Raw genomic sequence first — 20,480 nt, 5'->3', positions numbered from 1 at the left:
GCGGGTCGGGCCCGCCTGGGAAGGACCGCCGGTCGCCTCCGTCGCCGAAACGGCCGGCCGCGGGTGGAAAAGGCTTCGGGAATCAACGGCCTGGCGCCCTGCCCGGGTGCCGCGCGGCCGGTTCCCGGCGCCCGGTTGACGCAGAAGTAACCCCCGGTCACCCGCCCCGGACCAAGGTCGAGGGCCGCGGAGACTTGTGGAACCGGGAAAACCGGGTGTAGCTTTGCCTCCGACACGCGTTGATTCCGCCCGCCGCGTCCTTCGACCCGGGCGGCCTCCGCATCTCCTCCCGAGACGTGTCATAGACTTGGCGCCCCTGCCCCGATCCCGGGCAGGGGCGCCTTTTCTCGTGTGCCGTGCCGCGTCTAATGCGCGTCGGCCCCCGCCCCGCCCGGGCGCGGCCGGCGGATCATCGGCGTGGCGCAGGCCATCAGCACGAACAGCACGGTCAGGATCAGGAAAACGTCGGAGAAGCTCATCAGGAGGCCTTGCAGCCGCACGGTGTTCATCATGGCTTTCAGCGCCATGGCGTCCGGGTTGCCGGCGAGCCCCGAGAAGCCCTTGGCCATGCTGTCGAGGCGTTCCAGCACCATCGGATTGGTCCAGGTGAAGCGCTCGTGCAGGCGGGCGAGGTGCAGGTCCCAGCGGTCGTTGAGCGCGGTGTTGATCAGCGCCAGCCCCACCGCGCCGCCGAGGTTGCGGGTGAGGTTGTAGAGCCCCGACGCGTTCTTCATCCGGGCCGGCGGCAGGGTGCCGAGCGCGATGTTGTTGATCGGGATCATGCACAGCATCAGCGAGCAGCCGCGCAGCACCTGCGGCCACAGCAGCTCGTAGAAGTCCCAGTCCTTGGTGATGCCGGTGACGATCCAGGTGCCGGCGGCAAACCCTGAGAACCCGATCGCCATCATGATCCGCGGATCGACCTTGGCCGAGAGGCGCCCGGCGATCGGCGCGGTGGCGAACATGCAGAGCCCCGAGACGAACATTGTCTCGCCGATCTGCAGCGCCGAGTAGCCGCGCACCCGGCCGAGATACACCGGATAGAGGTAGGTCAGGCCGTAGAGGCCGATGCCCATGACGAAGCTGAACAGGCAGCCGCCGGCGAAGTTGCGGTCCGAGAAGGCGCGCAGGTCCACGATCGGCTGCTCGGCGGTGAGCGCGCGCCAGAAGAACCCGATGCAGGCGATGCCGCAGACGATGGCCGCGGCGAAGATCGCCTCCTCCTGGAACCAGTCGTGGGTCGGGCCCTCCTCCAGCACGTATTCGAGGCAGCCGAGGAAGGCCGCCATCAGGCCGAGGCCGGCCCAGTCGAAGCGCTTGAGGAGGTCGAAGTTCGGCTTGTCGAAATCGACCAGCAGGTAGGTCGAGACCGTGACGAAGATGCCCGGCACGATGTTGACGAGGAAGAGCCAGTGCCAGTTGAACAGGTCGGTGAGGTAGCCGCCGACAGTGGGGCCGATGGTCGGGGCGAGCGTCGCGACCAGCCCGATCATCGGCGAGACGATGCTGCGTTTGGACGCCGGGAAGATCGTGAAGGCCGAGGCGAACACCGTCGGGATCATGCCGCCGCCGATGAACCCCTGCAGGGCGCGCCAGAAAATCATCTCGCCGATCGTCGACGAGGTGGCGCACATCAGGCTCATCAGGGTGAAGCCGCCGGCCGAGATCACGAACATCCAGCGGGTCGAGAGCACCCGCGACAGGGTGCCCGACAGCGGGATCGAGATCACCTCGGCGATGAGGTAGCTCGTCTGCACCCACGGGATCTCGTCGGCCGAGGCCGAGAGGCCGGCCTGGATCTCGGCGAGCGAGGCCGAGACGATCTGGATGTCCAGGATCGCCATGAACATCCCGAACACCATGCAGACGAACGCCACCATGCGGCGGCGGTCGATCGGCGCGTCGGCGGGCGCGGGGGGCGCGACCATGTCGGATAAGCCTGCCAAGGGAGAAAATCATCGAGTGTGCGGAGGCGTTTCCACCTCACAGGGTCATCCCGGGGCCGCGCAGCGGAGCCCGGGATCCATAACCGCCGCCCTTGCAGGATGGAGCAAATCGCGTCCCGCCTCGTTCGGCGCCCTCGGCGTTTACGGATCCCGGGTTCTCGCCTTCGGCGAGCCCCAGGATGACGCCGAGGGTGTCACATCTGGTGGACGGGCCTCGGGGCGCGCGCGTTTCCGCCTCAACGACCCGCCGTGCGCACCGACGCCGCCGCCCCACCCTCCGACACCGCCCGGTGCGGGTCGATCGGGGCCGGCGGCTTGGTCTCGTCGAGGCCGCGGGTATCGACCCGCACCACCACCGAGAGGCCCGGCCGCAGCAGGCCCTCGCGGGCGACCTCCTCGGGCACCCGCACCCGGACGGGCAGGCGCTGGACGATCTTGGTGAAGTTGCCGGTGGCGTTGTCCGGCGGCAGCAGGCTGAACACCGAGCCGGAGGCCGGCGACAGGCTCTCGACGGTACCGAGGATGTCGCGGTCGGGCCAGGCATCGACCCGGATGTGGACCGGCTGGCCGACCCGGACCCGGCCGAGCTGGGTCTCCTTGAAGTTGGCGTCGACCCGGGCGCTCTGGAGCGGCACGAGCGCGGCGATGCGCGAGCCCGGCCCGACATAGGCGCCGGCCTCCGTCGCCTTGTTGCCGATCACCCCGTCGAAGGGCGCGCGCAGGACCGTGAAGGACAGGTCGCGCTTCGCCCGGTCGACGGCGGTGCGCAGTTCGGCGGCGAGGTTCTCGGCCTCGAGGGTCTGGGCCTCCAGCACCGCGACGTTGGCCTGGAGCGCGATCAGGTTGGCCTCGGCGCCCTTGACGGTGGCGTCCGAGCGGTCGCGGTCGGCCCGCGACTGCTCCAGGCGCGACTTGGCGGCGAATTCGGACAGGGCGAGCTGGGTCTGGCGCTGGTAGTCGGCGGCGGCCCGGACCTGGTCGGCCTTGGCGGCGTCGATCTGGGCCCGTCCCTGCAGCACCTGGGCCCGGGCGGCCTCGGCCTGGCGGGCGATGCGGGCGATCACGCTGCCCTGCGTCGCCAGCTTGTCCTCGGCGGCCTTGAGAGCCAGGCGGTAGTCGCCGTCCTCGATCCGCGCGACGACGTCGCCGGCCTTGACCGCCTGGCCGTTCACCACCGGCACCGCCTCGAGGTAGCCCGAGACCTTGGCGGCCAGGGTCGAGATGTCGGCCTGGACGTAGGCGTCGTCGGTGGTGACGAAGAAGCGGCCGGTCGTCCACCACTCGTGGCCCGCCGAGGCGCCGTAGGCGCCGCCGCCGAGCAGCAGCGCGAGCAGGACCAGGCGGCGTAAGGGACGCTTGCCCTTGGCGGGCGCGCCCGCGGGCGGGATAGGCGCCGGGGCCTCGGCCTGGGGAGCCGCCTTGGTGGGCGCCTCGCCGGCGGGCCGGCCCTGCGCGTAATCGTCTCGAAACGCCATCGTCGTCATCCGTCCCAGCCGCACCGACCCGAATCGCCCGATTCGAATCGATTGACGGCTCTCGAACGGTCACGATACTACGTTGACCGAACCGTTCGGTCAATCGAGGCCGTGTGCAGCGCACACGCCCGGTTGACCGCGGCGGCCGCGCCCCCACAATGGCTCCGACCATGAGCATCGACCGCACCACCGCCGACCCGCTCGCCGAGGCGGGCCCCGCCGAGACCGACAAGCGCCGCCAGATCCTGGACGGCGCCCGCGAGGTGTTCCTCGCCAGCGGCTTCGACGGCGCCAGCATGGGGGCGATCGCCAAGGCGGCCGGGGTCTCGAAGGGAACGCTCTACGTCTATTTCGAGAGCAAGGAATCGCTGTTCGAGGCGCTGACGATCGAGGAGAAGCGCAGCCTCGCGGAAAACATCTGCCGGCTCGACCACGACGACCCCGACATCGCCGCCGTCCTGCGCCGCCTCGGCACCAGCCTGATGGAGGCGATGGTCCGGCCCGACCACATCGCCTCGGTGCGGATGGTGATCGGCGCGGCGGAAAAATTCCCGCGCTTCGGCCGGGCCTTCTACGAGGCGGGGCCGCTGCTCGGCCGCACGCGGCTGCGGGCCTATCTCGACGCCCAGGTCGCCGCCGGCCGCCTGCGGGCGATGGATTCCGACCTCGCCGCCCGCCACTTCTTCGACCTCTGCGCCGCCACCACGATGCGCCGCCTGCTCTTCGCCGTCGGCGACCCGCCGACCGAGGCCGAGACGACCTACTGGGTGGCGGAAGCCGTGCGGGTCTTCCTCGCGGCCTACGGGCCGGAGGGGCGGTAGCCCCGCTCCGCGTGCCGGGCGGCCAGCAGGGCCGCCTCCTCGCCCGCCGTCAGACCCGTGATGGGACCGCCGGTCGCCTCCAGCCAGCCAAGCGTGTCGCGGGCGGTCTCCCCCAGGGGCCGCACGCTCAGGCCCGCCGCCAGCGTCGCCGCGACGTCGCGCGAGGCGTCGCCGATCGTGTCCGGCAGGGGCAGCGGCAGGGAGAACGGGCCGGATTCGCGCCCTACCCCGTGGCGGTCGAGGAAGGCCGGATCCACCCACGCAGAGGTGCAGGCCGAGCCGAGGGCGTTAGCGCAGGTGTCGATGAAGGCGCGACGGGTGCAAGGCGGCCCGACCGCGTCGAACGGCCCGGCGAGACCACGTTCCGCCGCGTGGACGATCCAGGCCGCGAGGTCGCGGACGTCGATCCACTGGACCGGATCGTCGGGCTCTGCCGGCGCCAGCACCTCCCCGCCGCGCGAGCTGCGCGATCCAGTACGAGAACCGCCCGGTCGGATCGCCGGGGCCGACGATCAGGCCCGCCCGGCAGATCAGGGCGTCGCGGTCGAAGGCCCGCTCGGAGGCGACCTTGGCGGCCCCGTAGGGTCCGTCGTCGGACGGCGCCAGGAGCGGCGCGGTGCGGGCCGTCTGCCCGCGCGTGGCCGTGTCGGCGTAGACGCTCGTCGTCGACACGAAGGTCCAGTGCCCGACCCGGCCCGCGAGCGCCGCCAGCGCCCGCCGGACCCGGCCCGGATCGCGTGCCACGTCCACCGCCGCGTCGAAGGTCTCCCCCCTCAGGGCGTCGAGCCCGTGCGCCCGGTCGCGGTCGATCGCGACGAAGCGGGCGCCCGGCGGGGCGGCGCCGGAGCGTCCTCGCGCCGCGCAGGTGACGGCGTGGCCGCGCCCGACCGCCCGCGCGGCGACCGCCCGACCCAGGAATTGCGTGCCGCCGAGCACCAGCATCCGCATGCGCCGTCCCCGATCCGCCGGACCGTCCGGTCCCCGATCCCGTCCGCGCGGGTCCGCCGCTACGGCTCCAGCTCGCCGTAATCGTGCGTGTAGGCCCCCTCCTCGAACCGGGAAAAGCTCTGGCTCCAGCGATGGCCGGGCCAGAGGTAGTCCACGCGCCCCTCGGCCGGCCGGTAGACCGCCGTGTAGGCGGTGGTGAAGGCCGCCTTGCGCGAGTAGAGCGGCGGATCGAAGAACCGCGCGGTCAGGCCGGCGAGCGTGGTCGAGGGGTCGGCGAGCGCCTCGTCCAGCACCCCCTGGCGCAGGGCCGAGCGCGAGGCGGGCGAGGCCCGCTCCTGGTGGTTGGTGCAGGTGCGCTGGCGCGTCACCGCCGCCTCGCGCCGCGGCCCGAGGAAGAGTGTGGCGTGGTCGCCGGTGCGGTCGAGGAGCGTGACGTTGTGGAGCTGCGTCGGCGGCAGGCCGCGCAACGCCTCGGTCGCCTCGGCCACCGAGCCGCAGGTCTCCAGGAGGTAGCGCAGGATCAGGATGATGGCGAAGCCCTCCCCGCGCCGGGCGATGCCGCCGAGGGTGCAGCTGACGACGAGCCCGTCGTCGTTCATCCCGTCGAGGCAGCCGCCCCAGGGGCGCTGCCCCATCCCGATCACCTGCCGGCCCGACCAGGCGGTGCGCTCGATCCGGCCGGTGATCGAGGTCAGCGGGTAGTCGTAGTTGCGCACCAAAGCCGGCCCGTCCTCGCCGAGCCACACCGCCTGGCTGCAGCCCTGCCGGTGGGCGGCGGGGCGGTAATGGCTGAGGATGCTGTGGGCGAGGTCGTCGTCGCCGACGAGCCCGCAGGCCGCATCGTAATGCCGGACGAGCTCGGGCATGTGCCGGACGAGGGCGGCGCGGCAGGCCTCCGGCGGGAGCGGGGCGGCTGTGTCGCCGAGATACCACCGCGCGGCCTCGTCCCGCCCGGCCCGGAAGCGCGCGAGCCACGCCGCGCCGGGGCGGTCCTCGCGATGGGCCGTGAAGGTCTTATGCATGGACGGTCTTGTGAAGGGGGCGCCTCAGGAATCCTCCCGCAGCGCCTCCGCCACCCGCGCCTCCAGGATGTCGGGCCGGCGCAGGATCAGCGCGCCGCGGGTCCGGTCGACGAGACCTTCCTGGGCCATCACGGTGAATTCCCGCGTCACCTGCTCGCGGCGGCAGCCGATGCGGGCGGCGAGCACGTGGTGGTAGGGCGGCGGACTCACCGCGCGCTCGCCCTCGGTGCCGGGCCGGGGCGCCGAGAGGCGCAGCAATTCGGCGTAGAGGCGGTGGCGCAGGTCGAGGACCGCGTGCTCCATCAGCCGGGCGTTGAGCATCCGCACGCGCTTGGCCAGCAGCCGCAGCAGCTTGTCGGCGATCGGCGGCGCCGCGAAGACGATCTCGCGGAAGACCGCGGCCGGCACCACGCAGAGCTCGCCGCGGGTCAGCGCCGTGACGTTGGCCGAGCGGCTGACCCCGTCGATGGCGGCGAGCTCGCCGAAGAACTCGCCGGCCCGCATCTCGCCGAGGATCACCTCCTTGCCGGACTGCGTCCGGTTGAGGATCCGCACCTCGCCGGAGGCGAGCAGGTAGACGTCGGTCGAGGCGTCGTCGAAATCGACTAGGATCTCGTTGGCGTCGAACCGCCGCCAGATGCAGCGCGATTCGTAGGAGGTCAGGTCGACGCCCGCGTCCTTGAAGAACGGAAACCCTGCGAGCCGACCCATCACATGCCCTCGACCCCGCGGAGGCGTCGCGGGTGTTGCTCCCGCGTTCTTAGCCCGGCCCGGCCGCGCTCGCCAGGGCGCGGGGGCTCGCACCGGGGTCATGTGCCGATAAAGCCGGGGCTTTTCCCGGGATTACGCCTTCACGATCGTCGCACCTGTAAGACCATGGCGCGCCATGACGTTGCGGGTGTCGACGACGAGGCGGGCTTCGCGCGCCACCAGCCCGTAATCGACGCCGTCGTGGTCGGTGGCGATCAGCACCGCGTCGACGGCCCGCAGGGTCTCGGGCGTCAGGGGCTGCGAGGCCCGCCCGGCGAGCTCCGGGTGCTCGCGGGTCGCCGGCAGCACCGGCACCAGGGGGTCGTGGTAGAGCGCGGTCGCGCCGCGCCCCTCGATCAGCCGGATGAGCTTCAGCGCCGGGCTCTCGCGGGTATCCTCGACGTTGCGCTTGTAGGCGAGGCCCAGGACCAGCACGCTCGCGCCCGAGAAGGCGCGCCCGGTGCGGTCGACGGCCGCCGCCAGGCGCTCGACCACGTGGTAGGGCATCCGCGTGTTGACCTCGCCGGCCAGCTCCACGAACCGGGCCGGCACGTCGAATTCCCGCGCCTTCCAGGCGAGGTAGAACGGGTCGATCGGGATGCAGTGGCCGCCCAGGCCCGGTCCGGGCTGGAACGGCATGAAGCCGAAGGGCTTCGTGGCGGCGGCCTGGATCACCTCCCAGACATCGATGCCCATCGCGTCGTAGACGAGCTTCAATTCGTTCACGAGGGCGATGTTGACCGAGCGGAAGATGTTCTCCGTGAGCTTCACGGCCTCCGCCGCCGCCGCCGAGGAGACCGGCACCGTGCGCACCACCAGCGCACCGTAGAGCGCCTCCGCGAGCGTGCGCGCGGCATCGTCGTCGGCCCCCACCACCTTGGGGATGCGGGCGGTGTCGAATTGGTCGTTGCCCGGGTCCTCGCGCTCCGGCGAGTAGGCGAGGAAGAAGTCGTGGCCGGAGCGCAGGCCCCCCGTCTCGAGGATCGGCCGCATCACCTCCTCGGTGGTGCCCGGATAGGTGGTCGATTCGAGCACCACGAGCTGGCCGGGCCGCAAGCGCGCGGCGATGGCCCGGGCCGTGGCCTCGACGTAGGACAGGTCCGGCTCGCGGTGGCGGGTGAGCGGCGTCGGCACGCAGATCAGCACCGCGTCGGGCTCGGACAAACGCGCCATGTCGCCGGTGGCCGCGAAGGTGCCGGCGGCCAGCGCCGGGCCGAGCGCGTCGCCCGGGATATGGTGGAACGCCCCCTCGCCCCGGTTCAGCGCCGCGACGCGGCCGGGATCGACGTCGAAGCCGAGCACGGAGAAGCCGGCCCGGAGGGCGGCGAGCGCCAGCGGCAGCCCGACATAGCCGAGGCCGACGATCCCGATCAGGGCCCGGCGCTCGGCGAGGAGCCGGCCGAGGGTCCCGGCGGGGGACGTCGTCTCGGAGGGGAGCGTCATCGCGGATCCGGGCTCGGCGGTCATGTCGGCTCTCATGGCTCCGCTTACACGGTGCGCGGGGCGGCGCTGTCAACACGGGGCCCCTCACCGGTCTGCCCCTTGCCACCCGGTCGCGCCGCCCCCACAACGCCGCCATGCTCCGCGTGAACGACCTCACCTACCGGATCGGCGACCGCCTGATCCTCGACCAAGCCAGCTTCGCCCTGCCCGAGCGGGCGCGGGTCGGGATCGTCGGGCGCAACGGCGCCGGCAAGACCACCCTGTTCCGCATCATCCAGGGCGAGATCCCGACCGAGGGCGGCTCGATCGGCCTGCCGAAGGGCACGCGGATCGGCGGCGTGGCGCAGGAGGCCCCGGCCGGCCCCGAGACCCTGCACGCGGTGGTGCTCGCCGCCGATACCGAGCGCACGCGCCTCATGGCGGAGGCCGAGACCGCCGACGGGTTGCGCCGGGCCGAGATCGAGACCCGGCTCGTCGACATCGACGCCCATTCGGCCCCGGCGCGGGCCGCCGCGATCCTGCACGGCCTCGGCTTCGATGCGGAAGCGCAAGCCCGGCCCTGCTCCGACTTCTCCGGCGGCTGGCGGATGCGGGTGGCGCTCGCCGCCGTGCTGTTCTCCGAGCCCGACCTCCTGCTCCTCGACGAGCCGACCAACTACCTCGACATCGAGGGCACGCTCTGGCTCTACGACTACCTCGAGCGCTATCCGCGCACCGCGGTGATCATCAGCCACGACCGCGACCTCCTCGACACCTCCGTCGACCACATCCTCCACCTCGATCGCGGCAAGCTCACGCTCTATCGCGGCGGCTACACCTCGTTCGCCCGCCAGCTCGCCGAGAAGCGCATGCTGCAAGCGAAGGCGCGGGTGAAGCAGGAGGCCGAGCGCGCCCACCTCCAGAGCTTCGTCGACCGCTTCAAGGCCAAGGCCACCAAGGCGCGCCAGGCCCAGTCGCGGATGAAGCGGCTCGCCAAGATGGAGCCGATCGCGGCGCTCATCGAGGACGACGTGCCGGTGATCCACCTGCCGAGCCCGGAGCGCGCCCTGTCCCCGCCGCTGGTCGCGATGGAGCGGGTCCAGGCCGGCTATCCCGACCGCACGGTGCTGACGGGCCTCAACCTCACCCTCGCCCCCGATGACCGGGTGGCCCTGCTCGGGGCCAACGGCAACGGCAAGTCGACCTTCTGCAAGCTCATCGGCGGCCGGCTCGATCCGCTCTCGGGCGAGGTGCGGCGCTGGGGCAAGATGAACGTCGCCTACTTCGCCCAGCACCAGCTCGACGAATTGCGCCCGGCCGAGAGCGCCTACGCCCATGTCCGCGACCTGATGCCGGACGTGCCGGAGGCGAAGGCGCGTGCCGCGGCGGCGCGCCTCGGTTTTCCCGGCCACAAGGCCGACACCCCGGTCTCGCAGCTCTCCGGCGGCGAGAAGGCGCGGCTGTTGATGGGGCTCGCCGCCTTCCACGGCCCCCACCTCCTGATCCTCGACGAGCCGACCAACCACCTCGACATCGAGAGCCGCCAAGCGCTGGTCGAGGCGATCAACGACTACGAGGGCGCCGTCATCCTGGTGAGCCACGACCGCTTCCTGGTCGAGGCCTGCGCCGACCGGCTGTGGCTGGTGCGCAACGGCACCGTGAAGCCGTTCGACGGCGACATGGACGATTACCGCCGCCTGGTGCTGGCCGGCCCCGAGGCCGAGACCGCCAAGGCCCAGGAGCCGACCGGCGGCGCCAAGGCGGTGGAGCGCCGCTCCAACGCCGAGCGCCGGGCGGCGCTCGCGCCGTTGCGCCGCAAGCTCGAGGCGGTGGAGGCCAGGATGGCGAAGCTCTCGGCCGCCATCGCCAAGATCGACACGGCGCTCGCCGACGGCACCGCCTTCCGCACCGACGCCGCCAAGGCCGGCGAGCTCGCCCGCATGCGGGCCGAGGCCGCCGCGGCTCTCGGCAGCGCCGAGGAGGAGTGGCTGGAGGTGAGCGGGGAACTGGAGGCGGAGGCGTGACGGACGGGAGCGCTCCCCGGGGTACGGCCGGCTACGCCGCCGAGGCCGAGCGGCTGGTCTCGCAATACGAAAGTATCGCCTTCGCGGACATCCACGCGGCGATCCTGCCGCTGCTGCCGGCGCCGCCGGCGCACGTCCTCGACATCGGCGCCGGGACCGGGCGGGATGCCGCGGGCTTCGCCGCCCTCGGCTACCGCGTCACCGCCGTCGAGCCCACGCTCGAATTGCGCCGGCAGGCGGTCGCCCTGCATCCGTCCCCGCTGATCGACTGGGTGGATGACGGCCTGCCGGACCTCGCCGCCCTCTCCGGACGCGGCGACAGCGTCGACGTCGTGATGCTCACCGCCGTCTGGATGCATCTCGACGAGGCCGAGCGGCGGCGCGCGATGCCGCGTCTCGTGGCCCTGATGCGGGTCGGGGGCGTGATGGCCTTGTCGCTGCGCCACGGCCCCGTGCCGGAGGGGCGGCGGATGTTCGACGTGTCGGCGGCCGAGACGATCGACCTCGCGCGGGTGCATGGCCTGCGGTGCGTCCTGTGCCGGACGGACGAGGATGCGCAGCTCGGCCGGCCCGGCGTGACCTGGGACCGGGTCGCTTTCGTCAGGGAAGCGGGCCCGGGGGCTTCACGCGCCTGAGACGATCGCCTAGGGCGGAGGCCGATTCTCGTTTCCGGCCCGGGCACCCATGACCACCCCCTCCTACGTCCTCTCCCTCTCCTGCACCAACGTCCCGGGGATCGTGGCCGGCGTCTCGGCCTACCTGTTCGAGGCCGGGTGCAACATCCTCGACGCGCAGCAATTCGACGACGTCGAGACCGGCCGCTTCTTCATGCGAATCGTGTTCAACCCCGTGCAGGGCGCGCCGGGGCGGGACGCGCTGGCGTCCGGCTTCGAGGCGGTGGCCCAGCGCTTCGGCATGGACTGGAGCTTACGCGACCGGGCCGAGCGGCGGCGCGTGATGCTGCTCGTCTCGCGCTTCGACCATTGCCTCAACGACCTGCTCTACCGCTGGCGCATCGGCGAACTGCCGATGGAGGTCTGCGCGGTGGTCTCGAACTACCCGCGGGAGATCTACGGCGCGGCGGATCTCGCCGGGGTGCCGTTCCACCACCTGCCGATCACGCCGGACACCAAGCCCCAGCAGGAGGCCGCCCTGTGGCGCCTCGTCGAGGAGACCGGCGCCGAGCTCGTGGTCCTCGCCCGCTACATGCAGATCCTGTCGGACGACCTCTCGCACAAGCTCGCGGGCCGCTGCATCAACATCCACCACTCGTTCCTGCCCGGCTTCAAGGGCGCCAGGCCCTACCACCAGGCGCACGAGCGCGGCGTGAAGCTGATCGGCGCCACCTCGCACCTCGTCACCGGCGATCTCGACGAGGGGCCGATCATCGAGCAGGACGTCGAGCGCATCTCGCACCGCGACACCCCGGACGACCTCGTGCGCAAGGGCCGGGACATCGAGCGCCGGGTGCTGGCCCGCGCGGTGCGCTACGTGCTGGAGGACCGGGTGATCGCCAACGGCCGCAAGACCGTGGTGTTCACCGACTAAATAGAAACTCGCTATCCAGGGTGGTATTTACCGCCGTGGCTCGCGAAACGGTTTCGTTCGCCAGGGGCCGCGAAGCCGGTGAACAACTGATACCAACGGTCAAAAGAAAACGACCTTTGGTTCCGTTCTCGAATTTTCGCCAAGCCCTTAGCCAAGTCCAATGGCTCGGACTTCGGGGCTTGGTGTCGAACATTCGAGATGGGTTGACGGCTCCGTCGATCTCGGGCCTGCCCGAGATCGAACCGATGCGTCAGCATCCCGGATGACCCAGCGGTAGATCCCGATTGCGATCGAAGATCCTTCGCGGTCGGCGAAAAAAAGCGGCAGAATATCGATAAATTATGCGCTGGCGCTGAAAAAATAATCATAAATAATCTTATTTTTAGAAAATCAGATTTCCAATATTTAAATTTGACACTTAATAATGGATATCACATCGTTGGTTGCATCAAGTCCTGGCTCGAAAGCTCTGACGAGATGCATGACAATTCAAGGGAATCATTGCCGACAAGCATGTTGTTCAGGTAGCAGCCCGTCGAAGTCGGGTTCGGCCGGCGTAAGGGCGGCACGGATATGGGATTATTCGAGTCCCTGCACACGCTGGGACCGGAATCGACCAGCGGCCACATTGCCGCTAAACATTTTCTTGCGGTCATGTCCCGTGAGATGCCGATCGTCCTCCACGAAGACTTTCAAGACGCGCTTCGGGGCGACGCTCGCGATGGTGGCCGTCTCATCATCGTCCCGAGTGCATTTGCAGGCGCAAACACATTCTTCATGGATGCGCGCCTGGAAGTGATCGGGTGCTTCTGTCACGACACGCCGCCCTATCACCTCGCGTGGCGCAGCGGCGAGGGTGGTGTCTTCGGCGGCTCCGGGTCGGCCCAGCCGGAGAGCGGCCCCCTCATCGCGAGCCACCCCGCCCCGTTCGACCTGATTCCCCGGATCTTGCCGGTGGGGTCGCGATACCGCGTCGCGCATCGCCGTTCCACCGCCGCCGCGGCGCGGGCCGTCTTGACGCGCGAGGCCGACATGGCGTTGTGCAACCTCGCGACCATCGAGGAACTCGGGCTCGAACACTCGACGACCGGCATCGTCATTCAGATGACTTGGAATGTCTTCGCGCAGAGGGGGCGGAAGGCATGAGCGTCTACTTTCCCGAGGGGCGAAACATCCAGCCCTTTCCAGGAGTGGGCACGTCTCTGTACGCGCTCGACGATCCGGCCGGGACCGTCGTCATGATCAACGAGGTCGCTCCGGGCGCCGTCGTGCCTCAGCACGTCCACGACGAGCACCAGATCGGCCTGTGTCTCCGCGGCGGCTTCATCATGGAGGTCGACGGGCGCGACTATCCCATCCCCGCGCTCGAGACGGCCTACTTCGCGCCAGGTGGCACGCCGCATGCAGCGCGCAACGAGAGCGGAGCGACGGCCGTGACGGTAGACATCAGGCGCAAGCCGGTCCCGGGCGAGGAGGGGCAGCTGACCCGCAGCTCGCCGGGCGCCGTCGCCCTGTCGCTCACCGAGATGCGCGCGGTCAAGGGCGGCCTGGGGGTCAGCTTCTTCGTCGGCCCGTGGTTCGAGATCATGCTCTCCAGCCTGCAGCCCGGCGCCAGGATGCCGCTCCACTCCCATCGCGGCATACAGATCGGAATCGGCGTGAGCGGCACCTACACGATGCAGGTTGGCGAGGAGATCCGGCCATTCGGGCCGGAGGTGGTCTACCATGCGCCGGAATACGTGCCGCATTCGGGCTGGAACGACGAGAGCCGGGACGCCACCTCGCTGAACGTCTTCATCCCGCCCCGGTGGAACCTCCGCCCGAAGCGGGAGCGCGCATGACCCGCCCGGACCGTCATCGTCACGGGTGCCGGATCCGGTATCGGGCGCGCGACTGCGCTCTGCTTCGCCGGACGCGGCGCCAGGGTCGCCGCCATCGACATCGACGAGGGCGCGGCCGCCGCGGTCGTCGCGGAGATCGAAGCCCACGGCGGGCGCGCCGATGCATTCGCGGCCGACGTGTCCGACGAGGCCGGCGTGCAACGCGCCTTCGGCTGCATCGCGTCGGCCTGCGGCCCCGTCGATACGCTCGTCAACAATGTCGGCATCGAGATCACCGGCCCGCTGACCGGCTTCAGCCTCGCGGATTACGAGAGACTGTTCGCGGTGAACGTCCGGTCGGTGTTCCTGTGCTCGCGCGCTGCGGTGCCGGATCTGGTCCGGGCGGGCGGCGGCAGCATCGTCAACCTGGCCTCCGTGGCGTCGTTCCGGACCTGGCCCGGAGACGGGGTCTACAGCGCGACCAAGGCCGCCGTGCTGTCGCTGACCAGGGCATTCGCCTCGGAACTCGCGGCCTCCGGCATCCGCGTGAATGCCGTCGCGCCGGCCATCGTCGACACGCCCATGACCGACCGCGCGCTGGCCGTGGAGCCCGACGCGGTCGAGGGGCGGCGACGGCGAGAGCGGCTTCATCCCCTCGGCCGCCTGGCGCAGGCCGGAGAGGTTGCGGAGGCGGTGTACTTCCTCGCCTCGGCGCGAGCCTCCTTCACCACCGGCGCCTGCCTATCCGTCGATGGCGGCCTGCTGGCATGAACATGATTTGTGAAAATCCCCTGGCAATTTTATATTACCCTAGGTAATATTGCGTTGTTATTGCCATAGGATCGATAAGATGGTGGATCTCGGCAAAAAAACGAGCATTGTTCTCAAGCTGGTACTGGTGCAGATCTTCTGGGCGGGAACCTTCGTGGCGAGCGAGATCGCGCTTCACGAGCAGCCCGCCGCGACGACGGCGGCCGTGCGGTTCGTCGTCACGACGGCGTGCTACGTCGCGCTGTGCCTGGTCTCCGCAAGGCAGCGGGAGCCGCTGTGGCCGCGCCTGCGGGATCTTCCGGTGCGGGACTGGGCCGTGCTGGCCGCCATGGGGTTCTTCGGCGTGGCGGCCTACACGATCCTGCTGCATCTCGGACTGCGCCACTCCACGGCGGCGAACGCCGCGCTCCTGATCCCGACGACGCAGCCGGTCTTCACCGCCCTCCTGGGCGCAGCCGTGCTCGGGGAGCGGCCGCCGGCGAAGCTGTGGCTCGGCCTCGGCCTCGGCCTCGTGGGGGCGATCCTCGTCATCTCGCACGATGCGGGCGGTTCCGTCGCCCTGTCGTCCAACGTCCTGATCGTCCTGTCCGCCTTCGCGTTCTCCTGCTACGCCGTCTCCGCCAAGTTCTCCCCGGACCGGCTGGACTCGCTCGAGACGACCACCTTGTCGTTCGGGTTCGGGATGGTCTTTCTGCTCCCGATGCCGTTCCTGCTCGGCGAGCCTGTCGACCTTGCGAACGCCTCGACGACCTTCTGGCTGTCGATCGCCTACCTGGCGATCTTCGCGACGCTGCTGGCCTATCTGTGGTGGAATCAGGCCGTGAAGGCGCTCGGCGCGTCGCGGACGGGGATCTTCACCTTCCTGATGCCGCCCTTCGCGGTCGCCCTGGCGGCCCTCGTCCTCGGCCACGCGCCCACGGCGCAGCAGATCCTGGGTGGATGCCTGGCGCTCGGCGGCGTCGCCATGTCGACGTTCGACCGCTCCCTCCTCTCACGGCAGGCCTCGCGATGATCCCCCTCCACCTGCGCGACGGCGCGATCTGGCTCGATGGGCGCCACGTCGCCTGGCCCGAGGCGAGGCTGCACGTCCTCAGCCACGGGCTGCATTACGGGACTGCCGCCTTCGAGGGGGTGCGGGTCTATGACGGGCGGCCGTTCAAGCTGCGCGAGCATTGCGAGCGGCTGGCCTATTCGTGCCGGACGGTCGGTATCGCGCTTCCCTACGGCGTGGATCAGCTCGTCGCCGAGATCGAGGCCTATGCCGAAGCGTGCCGGTTCGGCGACGCCTACATCCGGCCCATCGCGTGGCGGGGCGCCGACGCGCTCGGAATCGTCGGCCGCTCCGGCGATTGCCACCTCGCCGTGGCGGGCTGGGAGTGGTCTGGCCCTCATCCCGATGCCGCCGAGGCCGGGTTGTCGCTCGGCCTCGGTCCCTGGCGGCGCCCGGCACCGACCATGTGGCCGCTCCAGGCCAAGCTGTCGGGGCTCTACGCGATCGGGTCGATGAACGCCGCCGCGGCCCGGGCGGAGGGCTTCGACGACGCCCTCGTCTGCGCGCCCGACGGCGAGCACGTGGCCGAGCTGACCGGCGCCAACATCTTCTTCGTGCGGGATGGCGGCCTCGTGACGCCGCCTGCGGATTCCGCCCTCGACGGCCTGACCCGGCAGGAGATCGTCGCCCTGGCCTCGGCCCTGTCGATCCGGGTCGAGATCGCGAAGGTGCCGCTCGCCGGGGTCGCCGCGTTCGACGGCGCGTTCGCAACGGGCACGGCCTACGAGGTCGTCCCGGTGGCGCGCATCGGGGCGCATCGCTACGACCTCGGCTCCCGCGACCTGCGCCGTGTCCTGGGGCCGCTGCGGGACGCCTACCGCGAGCGCACGCGCGGGAGGATGTCGAGCCCCGGATGCTCGGCGGCGAGCCGGGCGAGCTTCTCGTCCTCGTAGCGCCCGACGTCGAAGCGATCGTCGTCGGGCAGCCGGGCCATGTAGCGCTCGGCCGATTCCGTGAGCAGGATCGCCGGGCGCAGCCTTGCGACGAGGCCCCAGTCGACCTCCGCCGACCAGACGAAGTCGACGCGCCGGAACGTCTCGGCGAGCATGCTGGTGAGCCCCAGGCCCCCGTAGCCCGAATAGGACGAGCCGAACACGAGCAGCGAGCGCGGATCCGCCGCCGGGTCACCGTTGCGGAATCCGACCCGCACGCCGGTATGGAGCGCGAGCTCCGGGTGGGCTTCCGCCAGCCCGTAGAGGCGGCCTGCTTCCGCGACCCAGGCGGTGCGGCGGATCGCCCGGTAGGTCGAGGTCTCGGTCACCGGAAACTGCAGCTTCTCGCCGAGATCCATGCGGCGGGTCGCGGCATGGGCCGGCCGCGTCTCCAGGAGGTCGGCGATCGGTGTCGCGCCGCAGGCCACGCAGATCGCCCGGTAGGCGACGAAGGTGCCCTGCGAGGTCCAGTGCGTGTCGGTCCGGTAGTACAGCTCGGCCGCGTCGCGCCCGGCCCGGAGCGGCGTCAGCGCGTCGACCCACAGCCGGCGCCCCCTGGGCGTGAGACGTAGCAACTGCCCCAGCCGGCGCGTCGGCGAGCGCGAGGCCCGGACCGGGCCCGGACCGAAGAACTTGTGGTCGTATACGCTCAGCTTCTCGGGCGAGGACAGGTGCAGGTAGCAGGCGTCGAGCCGCGCGGCCTTGTCGGCGCGGGCGAGCAGCAGCCGGCGCCAGCCCCGCAGCATGCGCCAGACCTCCGGGGTGTCGGCGTAGAGGTCCGCCGCCCGGTTGGTGCCGACGGTCAGAAACAGCCAGCCGTCCTGCCCGATATGGAACATCGCCGTCCTTCTCAGATCGCCGCGTGGTTCGCCTGCGTCCGGCGGCCGACCACCGCGTAGAGCGTGCGCATCCGGCCGGCGAGCGGGCGGCGGTGATAGGCGATCCGCGTCTCGCCGAAGCCGATGACCTCAAGCCAGCGCACGACCGTCCGCGGCGGGATCTGCCACCAGGCCGCGAACGGGTTGCCCTGGCCGCTGCGGGGCAGGAAGGCCAGGGGGGCGTCGGCGCGCCGGTCCGCCAGCCGCTCGCGCGCGAACGTCCCGTGCCGGGCGTCGCCGAGCCAGCCGTCGTCGACGAGCCGGCCCGGGTCGTACCACGGCCGGCGCGGCAGCATGCCGGTGACCACGGCGGTCTCCTGGACGAGGCGCAGCGCGCTGTGCAGCGCCCGGAACGGGTCGCGGACATGCGCCAGCGCCCCCAGAACCGCGAGGTCGACGGGGCCGATCGCCTCGGGCACGGCGCAGAGGTCGCCCTCGATCCGCTCGGCCCGCGAGCCCAGGGCGGCGTGGCAGTGGCGGTAGGCGCGGGCGATCCGGGCCTGGTGTTCGTCGAGGAGCGGCACGAGGTGGGAGGCCGGAGCGCCGTCGCAGAACGGCACCAGGTCCCAGTGCCGGCCCCCGGCCCGGTCGTAGGACACCACCTCGGCGCCCAGGGCCTCCATGGCGAAGCTGGTGAAGCCGCTGAGCGCGCAGGCGTCGAGCACCCGCCGGCCGCGCAGCGGCACGTCGCCGAGGCAGGCCGAGAAATTCTCGCGCAGGTCGATCTCGCCCGCGAGCGTCCCGTGGCCGGGCAGGTCGATCGTGTGCGTGAGGTGCAGGCCCTCGGAGAGGCCCGCGGCAGCGGGGTCGCGGTCCGACATGTCCCTCAAGGCGCCGATGGTGCGCGGGGCGGGTATCACGGCGGTCCCGCTGCGGCAACGCGGGGCCCCGGCGGCCGGCACCCCGGCCCTGGCATCCCCTAGCCCTGGCATCCCCGGGCCCGGCAGGTTAAGCCCCGGGGACCCGAGGATGGCGGCCCGCCCGCGCGGTCCGCCGACCCGACGACCCGGAGTTCCCGACACCATGTCCGACCTCACCCTCGACGCCGCCTCGACCCTCGTGACCGCCGCCCTGAAGGCCGGCCGCGACCTCGGGCTCAAGCCCCTGGCGGTGGTGGTGCTCGACGCCCGCGGCGCCCTCAAGGCGGCTTCCGTCGAGGACGGCACCAGCCTCAAGCGGGCCGAGATCGCCCTCGGCAAGGCCAACGGCGCCCTGGCGCTCGGCCTCGGCTCGCGCGCCATCGCCAAGCGGGCTGAGGAGCAGGCCTACTTCATCGCCGCCGTGACCCATGTGGCGGGCCCCGCCGGCCTGATCCCGGTCCCGGGCGGCGTGCTGATCAAGCGCGACGGCGTGCTCCTTGGCGCGGTCGGCATCTCGGGCGACACCTCGGACAACGACGAGAAGGCGGCGCTCGCCGGCATCGAGGCCGCCGGCCTCCAGGCCCAGGCCGGCGCCTGAGCCGCGCCGTGCGGCGCCGGGACATCCTCGCGGGGTTCGGCGCCGCATCCTTCGGCGCCGTGCCCTTCGGCGCGGCGGCCCCCGCCCGCGCGGCCGGCCCCGCCGCCTACCGGCGCGGCAACGGCGCCGATCCCGAGACCCTCGACCCGCACAAGACCTCGACCGTGGCCGAGGCGACGATCCTCCTCGACCTCTACGAGGGCCTGAGCACCTACGGCGCCGACGGCGACCTGGTCCCGGGGGCGGCCGCGGGCTGGACCACCTCCGCCGACGGCCTCACCTGGACCTTCGCGATGCGCCCCGACGGGCGCTGGTCGAACGGCGACCCGGTCGTCGCCGACGACGTCGTGCACGGCTTCCGGCGCATGCTCGACCCGGCGACGGGGGCGAAGTACGCCAGCGTGCTCGCGCCGATCCTGAACGCCGAGGCGGTCAACCGCGGGGCGATGCCGGTGGACGCCGTCGGGGTCGCGGCGCCCGATCCGCTCACGGTGGTGATCCGGCTCGCCCAGCCGACCCCCTACTTCGTCGAGCTGATGGCGCACCAGGCGAGCACGCCGCTCCACCGGCCGTCGCTCGCCCGCTTCGGCGACGCCTTCACCCGGCCCGGCCACCTCGTGTCGAACGGCGCCTACGTGCTGAAGGATTTCTCGCCCAACGACCGGATCACGGCGGTCCGCAACCCGCATCACCGCGATGCCGCTGGCATCGCGATCCCCCGGGTCGAGTACATCCCGACCCCCGACCTCGCCGCCGCGGTGCGCCGCTTCGCCGCCGGCGAGATCGATTCCCTCGAGGACCTGCCGGCCGATCAGGTGAAGGCGCTCAAGGCCCGCTTCGGCGCGGGCGTGGTGCTCAATCCGGCCCTCGGCGTGCTGGCGCTGATGGTCAACGTGCGAAAGCGCCCCCTCGGCGACGCCCGGGTGCGCCGGGCCCTGTCGCTCGCCCTCGACCGCGAGTTCCTGGCGGACGCCGTGTGGGGCGAGACGATGCTGCCGGCCTATTCGCTGACGCCGGCCGGCCTCGACAACGCGCTCCCGCCGCCGACGATGGCGGGCCGGGACCTCTCGCCGCTCGAGCGCGAGGATGCGGCGGTCGCGCTCCTGCGCGAGGCCGGCTACGGCCCGGGCGGCACGCCGCTCGCGGTCGAGCTGCGCTACAACATCACCGACAACAACCGGAACACCATGGTGGCGATCGCCGACATGTGGCGCCCGCTCAACGTCGCGACGGCCTTCGCCGCCACCGACGCCAAGACCCATTTCGCCTACCTGCGCGACGGCGGCCCGTTCGACATCGCCCGGATGAGCTGGCTCGCCGATTACGCCGACCCGCAGAACTTCCTGTTCCTGGTCGAGAGCGGCAACGACGGCTTCAATTCCGGGCGCTACGCCAACCCGGCCTACGACGCCCTGATGCGCGAGGCCGCCCGCGAGACCGACCTCGCGGCGCGCGCCCGGATCCTCTACCGTGCGGAAGAACTCTTCCTCGCCGACCTGCCCTGGATCCCGCTGCTGCATTACCGGCACAAGCACCTGATCGGCCCGCGCCTGCGCGGCTTCCGGCCAAACCTGCGCGGCGTCTCGCCGACGCGCTGGCTGTCGCTCGCGTGAT

20 protein-coding genes are annotated in these 20,480 nt (G+C 71.4%); 11 read left to right on the top strand and 9 right to left on the bottom strand.

Translation table 11 applies throughout. The features are described from left to right. Positions 1-365 precede the first annotated feature (365 nt). Complete coding sequence (locus HPY23_RS08035) at positions 366-1,928, bottom strand: DHA2 family efflux MFS transporter permease subunit (RefSeq protein ID WP_175539853.1); 1,563 nt, start codon at positions 1,926-1,928, stop codon at positions 366-368. 254 nt (positions 1,929-2,182) lie between these two features. Next, positions 2,183-3,421: an HlyD family secretion protein gene (locus HPY23_RS08030; protein ID WP_091882335.1), complete on the bottom strand. Its 1,239-nt coding sequence runs from the start codon at positions 3,419-3,421 to the stop codon at positions 2,183-2,185. Positions 3,422-3,579: 158 nt separating this feature from the next. Here HPY23_RS08030 and HPY23_RS08025 point away from each other — a divergent pair, with 158 nt between their 5' ends. After that, positions 3,580-4,242: a TetR/AcrR family transcriptional regulator gene (locus HPY23_RS08025; protein ID WP_407942791.1), complete on the top strand. Its 663-nt coding sequence runs from the start codon at positions 3,580-3,582 to the stop codon at positions 4,240-4,242. Here HPY23_RS08025 and HPY23_RS32905 read toward each other — a convergent pair. From HPY23_RS32905 to HPY23_RS08005, 5 genes are all read right to left on the bottom strand, one after another. Continuing rightward, positions 4,221-4,499: a hypothetical protein gene (locus HPY23_RS32905; protein WP_236012547.1), complete on the bottom strand. Its 279-nt coding sequence runs from the start codon at positions 4,497-4,499 to the stop codon at positions 4,221-4,223. The two genes, HPY23_RS08025 and HPY23_RS32905, sit on opposite strands and share 22 nt — an antisense overlap. 31 nt (positions 4,500-4,530) lie before the next feature. Next, positions 4,531-5,190 (bottom strand): NAD-dependent epimerase/dehydratase family protein, encoded by a 660-nt coding sequence (locus HPY23_RS08020; protein WP_236012546.1) that lies wholly within the window; start codon positions 5,188-5,190, stop codon positions 4,531-4,533. 59 nt (positions 5,191-5,249) lie between these two features. Beyond that, entirely contained in the window at positions 5,250-6,212 is a 963-nt protein-coding gene (locus HPY23_RS08015; protein ID WP_091882329.1) for a C45 family autoproteolytic acyltransferase/hydrolase, read from the bottom strand. A 24-nt stretch (positions 6,213-6,236) separates the two neighbouring features. Further along, the gene (locus HPY23_RS08010; RefSeq protein WP_060847844.1) at positions 6,237-6,923 is read right to left on the bottom strand and encodes a Crp/Fnr family transcriptional regulator; all 687 of its coding nucleotides are present in this window, start codon (positions 6,921-6,923) and stop codon (positions 6,237-6,239) included. 132 nt (positions 6,924-7,055) lie between these two features. Then, complete coding sequence (locus tag HPY23_RS08005; protein ID WP_280142892.1) at positions 7,056-8,429, bottom strand: nucleotide sugar dehydrogenase; 1,374 nt, start codon at positions 8,427-8,429, stop codon at positions 7,056-7,058. 110 nt (positions 8,430-8,539) lie between these two features. Between HPY23_RS08005 and HPY23_RS08000 the strand changes: the two genes are divergently transcribed. The 8 genes from HPY23_RS08000 to HPY23_RS07965 all read left to right on the top strand — a co-directional run bounded on the left by HPY23_RS08000 (position 8,540) and on the right by HPY23_RS07965 (position 16,491). Continuing rightward, complete coding sequence (locus HPY23_RS08000; RefSeq protein ID WP_091882327.1) at positions 8,540-10,408, top strand: ABC-F family ATP-binding cassette domain-containing protein; 1,869 nt, start codon at positions 8,540-8,542, stop codon at positions 10,406-10,408. Continuing rightward, positions 10,405-11,043: a class I SAM-dependent methyltransferase gene (locus HPY23_RS07995; protein ID WP_091882324.1), complete on the top strand. Its 639-nt coding sequence runs from the start codon at positions 10,405-10,407 to the stop codon at positions 11,041-11,043. Before HPY23_RS08000 ends, HPY23_RS07995 begins: the two co-directional genes overlap by 4 nt. 49 nt (positions 11,044-11,092) lie before the next feature. Continuing rightward, positions 11,093-11,956 (top strand): formyltetrahydrofolate deformylase, encoded by an 864-nt coding sequence (gene purU, locus HPY23_RS07990; RefSeq protein ID WP_091882321.1) that lies wholly within the window; start codon positions 11,093-11,095, stop codon positions 11,954-11,956. A 666-nt stretch (positions 11,957-12,622) separates the two neighbouring features. Then, the gene (locus tag HPY23_RS07985; RefSeq protein WP_139234871.1) at positions 12,623-13,102 is read left to right on the top strand and encodes a hypothetical protein; all 480 of its coding nucleotides are present in this window, start codon (positions 12,623-12,625) and stop codon (positions 13,100-13,102) included. 92 nt (positions 13,103-13,194) lie between these two features. Beyond that, positions 13,195-13,797, top strand: a complete 603-nt coding sequence (locus HPY23_RS07980) for a cupin domain-containing protein (protein WP_200601605.1) — start codon at positions 13,195-13,197, stop codon at positions 13,795-13,797. A 15-nt stretch (positions 13,798-13,812) separates the two neighbouring features. Further along, positions 13,813-14,547: an SDR family NAD(P)-dependent oxidoreductase gene (locus tag HPY23_RS07975; protein ID WP_091882312.1), complete on the top strand. Its 735-nt coding sequence runs from the start codon at positions 13,813-13,815 to the stop codon at positions 14,545-14,547. Between the two features lie 79 nt (positions 14,548-14,626). Next, complete coding sequence (locus HPY23_RS07970) at positions 14,627-15,559, top strand: DMT family transporter (protein ID WP_091882309.1); 933 nt, start codon at positions 14,627-14,629, stop codon at positions 15,557-15,559. Then, positions 15,556-16,491 (top strand): aminotransferase class IV, encoded by a 936-nt coding sequence (locus HPY23_RS07965; RefSeq protein ID WP_200601604.1) that lies wholly within the window; start codon positions 15,556-15,558, stop codon positions 16,489-16,491. Before HPY23_RS07970 ends, HPY23_RS07965 begins: the two co-directional genes overlap by 4 nt. Here the strand turns inward: HPY23_RS07965 and HPY23_RS07960 are convergent. Both HPY23_RS07960 and HPY23_RS07955 read right to left on the bottom strand, forming a co-directional pair. After that, positions 16,413-17,369 carry an alginate O-acetyltransferase AlgX-related protein gene (locus tag HPY23_RS07960; RefSeq protein WP_091882306.1) on the bottom strand — a complete coding sequence of 319 codons (957 nt, stop codon included), beginning with the start codon at positions 17,367-17,369 and terminating at the stop codon, positions 16,413-16,415. The genes HPY23_RS07965 and HPY23_RS07960 overlap by 79 nt on opposite strands. Before the next feature lie 11 nt (positions 17,370-17,380). Next, the gene (locus tag HPY23_RS07955; protein WP_091882304.1) at positions 17,381-18,229 is read right to left on the bottom strand and encodes a class I SAM-dependent methyltransferase; all 849 of its coding nucleotides are present in this window, start codon (positions 18,227-18,229) and stop codon (positions 17,381-17,383) included. Positions 18,230-18,431: 202 nt separating this feature from the next. Here HPY23_RS07955 and HPY23_RS07950 point away from each other — a divergent pair, with 202 nt between their 5' ends. Then, positions 18,432-18,866, top strand: a complete 435-nt coding sequence (locus tag HPY23_RS07950; RefSeq protein WP_060847855.1) for a GlcG/HbpS family heme-binding protein — start codon at positions 18,432-18,434, stop codon at positions 18,864-18,866. A gap of 23 nt (positions 18,867-18,889) precedes the next feature. Continuing rightward, positions 18,890-20,479, top strand: a complete 1,590-nt coding sequence (locus HPY23_RS07945; protein ID WP_244537496.1) for a peptide ABC transporter substrate-binding protein — start codon at positions 18,890-18,892, stop codon at positions 20,477-20,479. The last annotated feature ends 1 nt before the right edge of the window (position 20,480 follow it).

Source organism: Methylobacterium ajmalii, assembly GCF_016613415.1.
Classification (GTDB): Bacteria; Pseudomonadota; Alphaproteobacteria; order Rhizobiales; family Beijerinckiaceae; genus Methylobacterium; species Methylobacterium ajmalii.
This window is presented reverse-complemented; position numbering and strand designations above follow the sequence as displayed.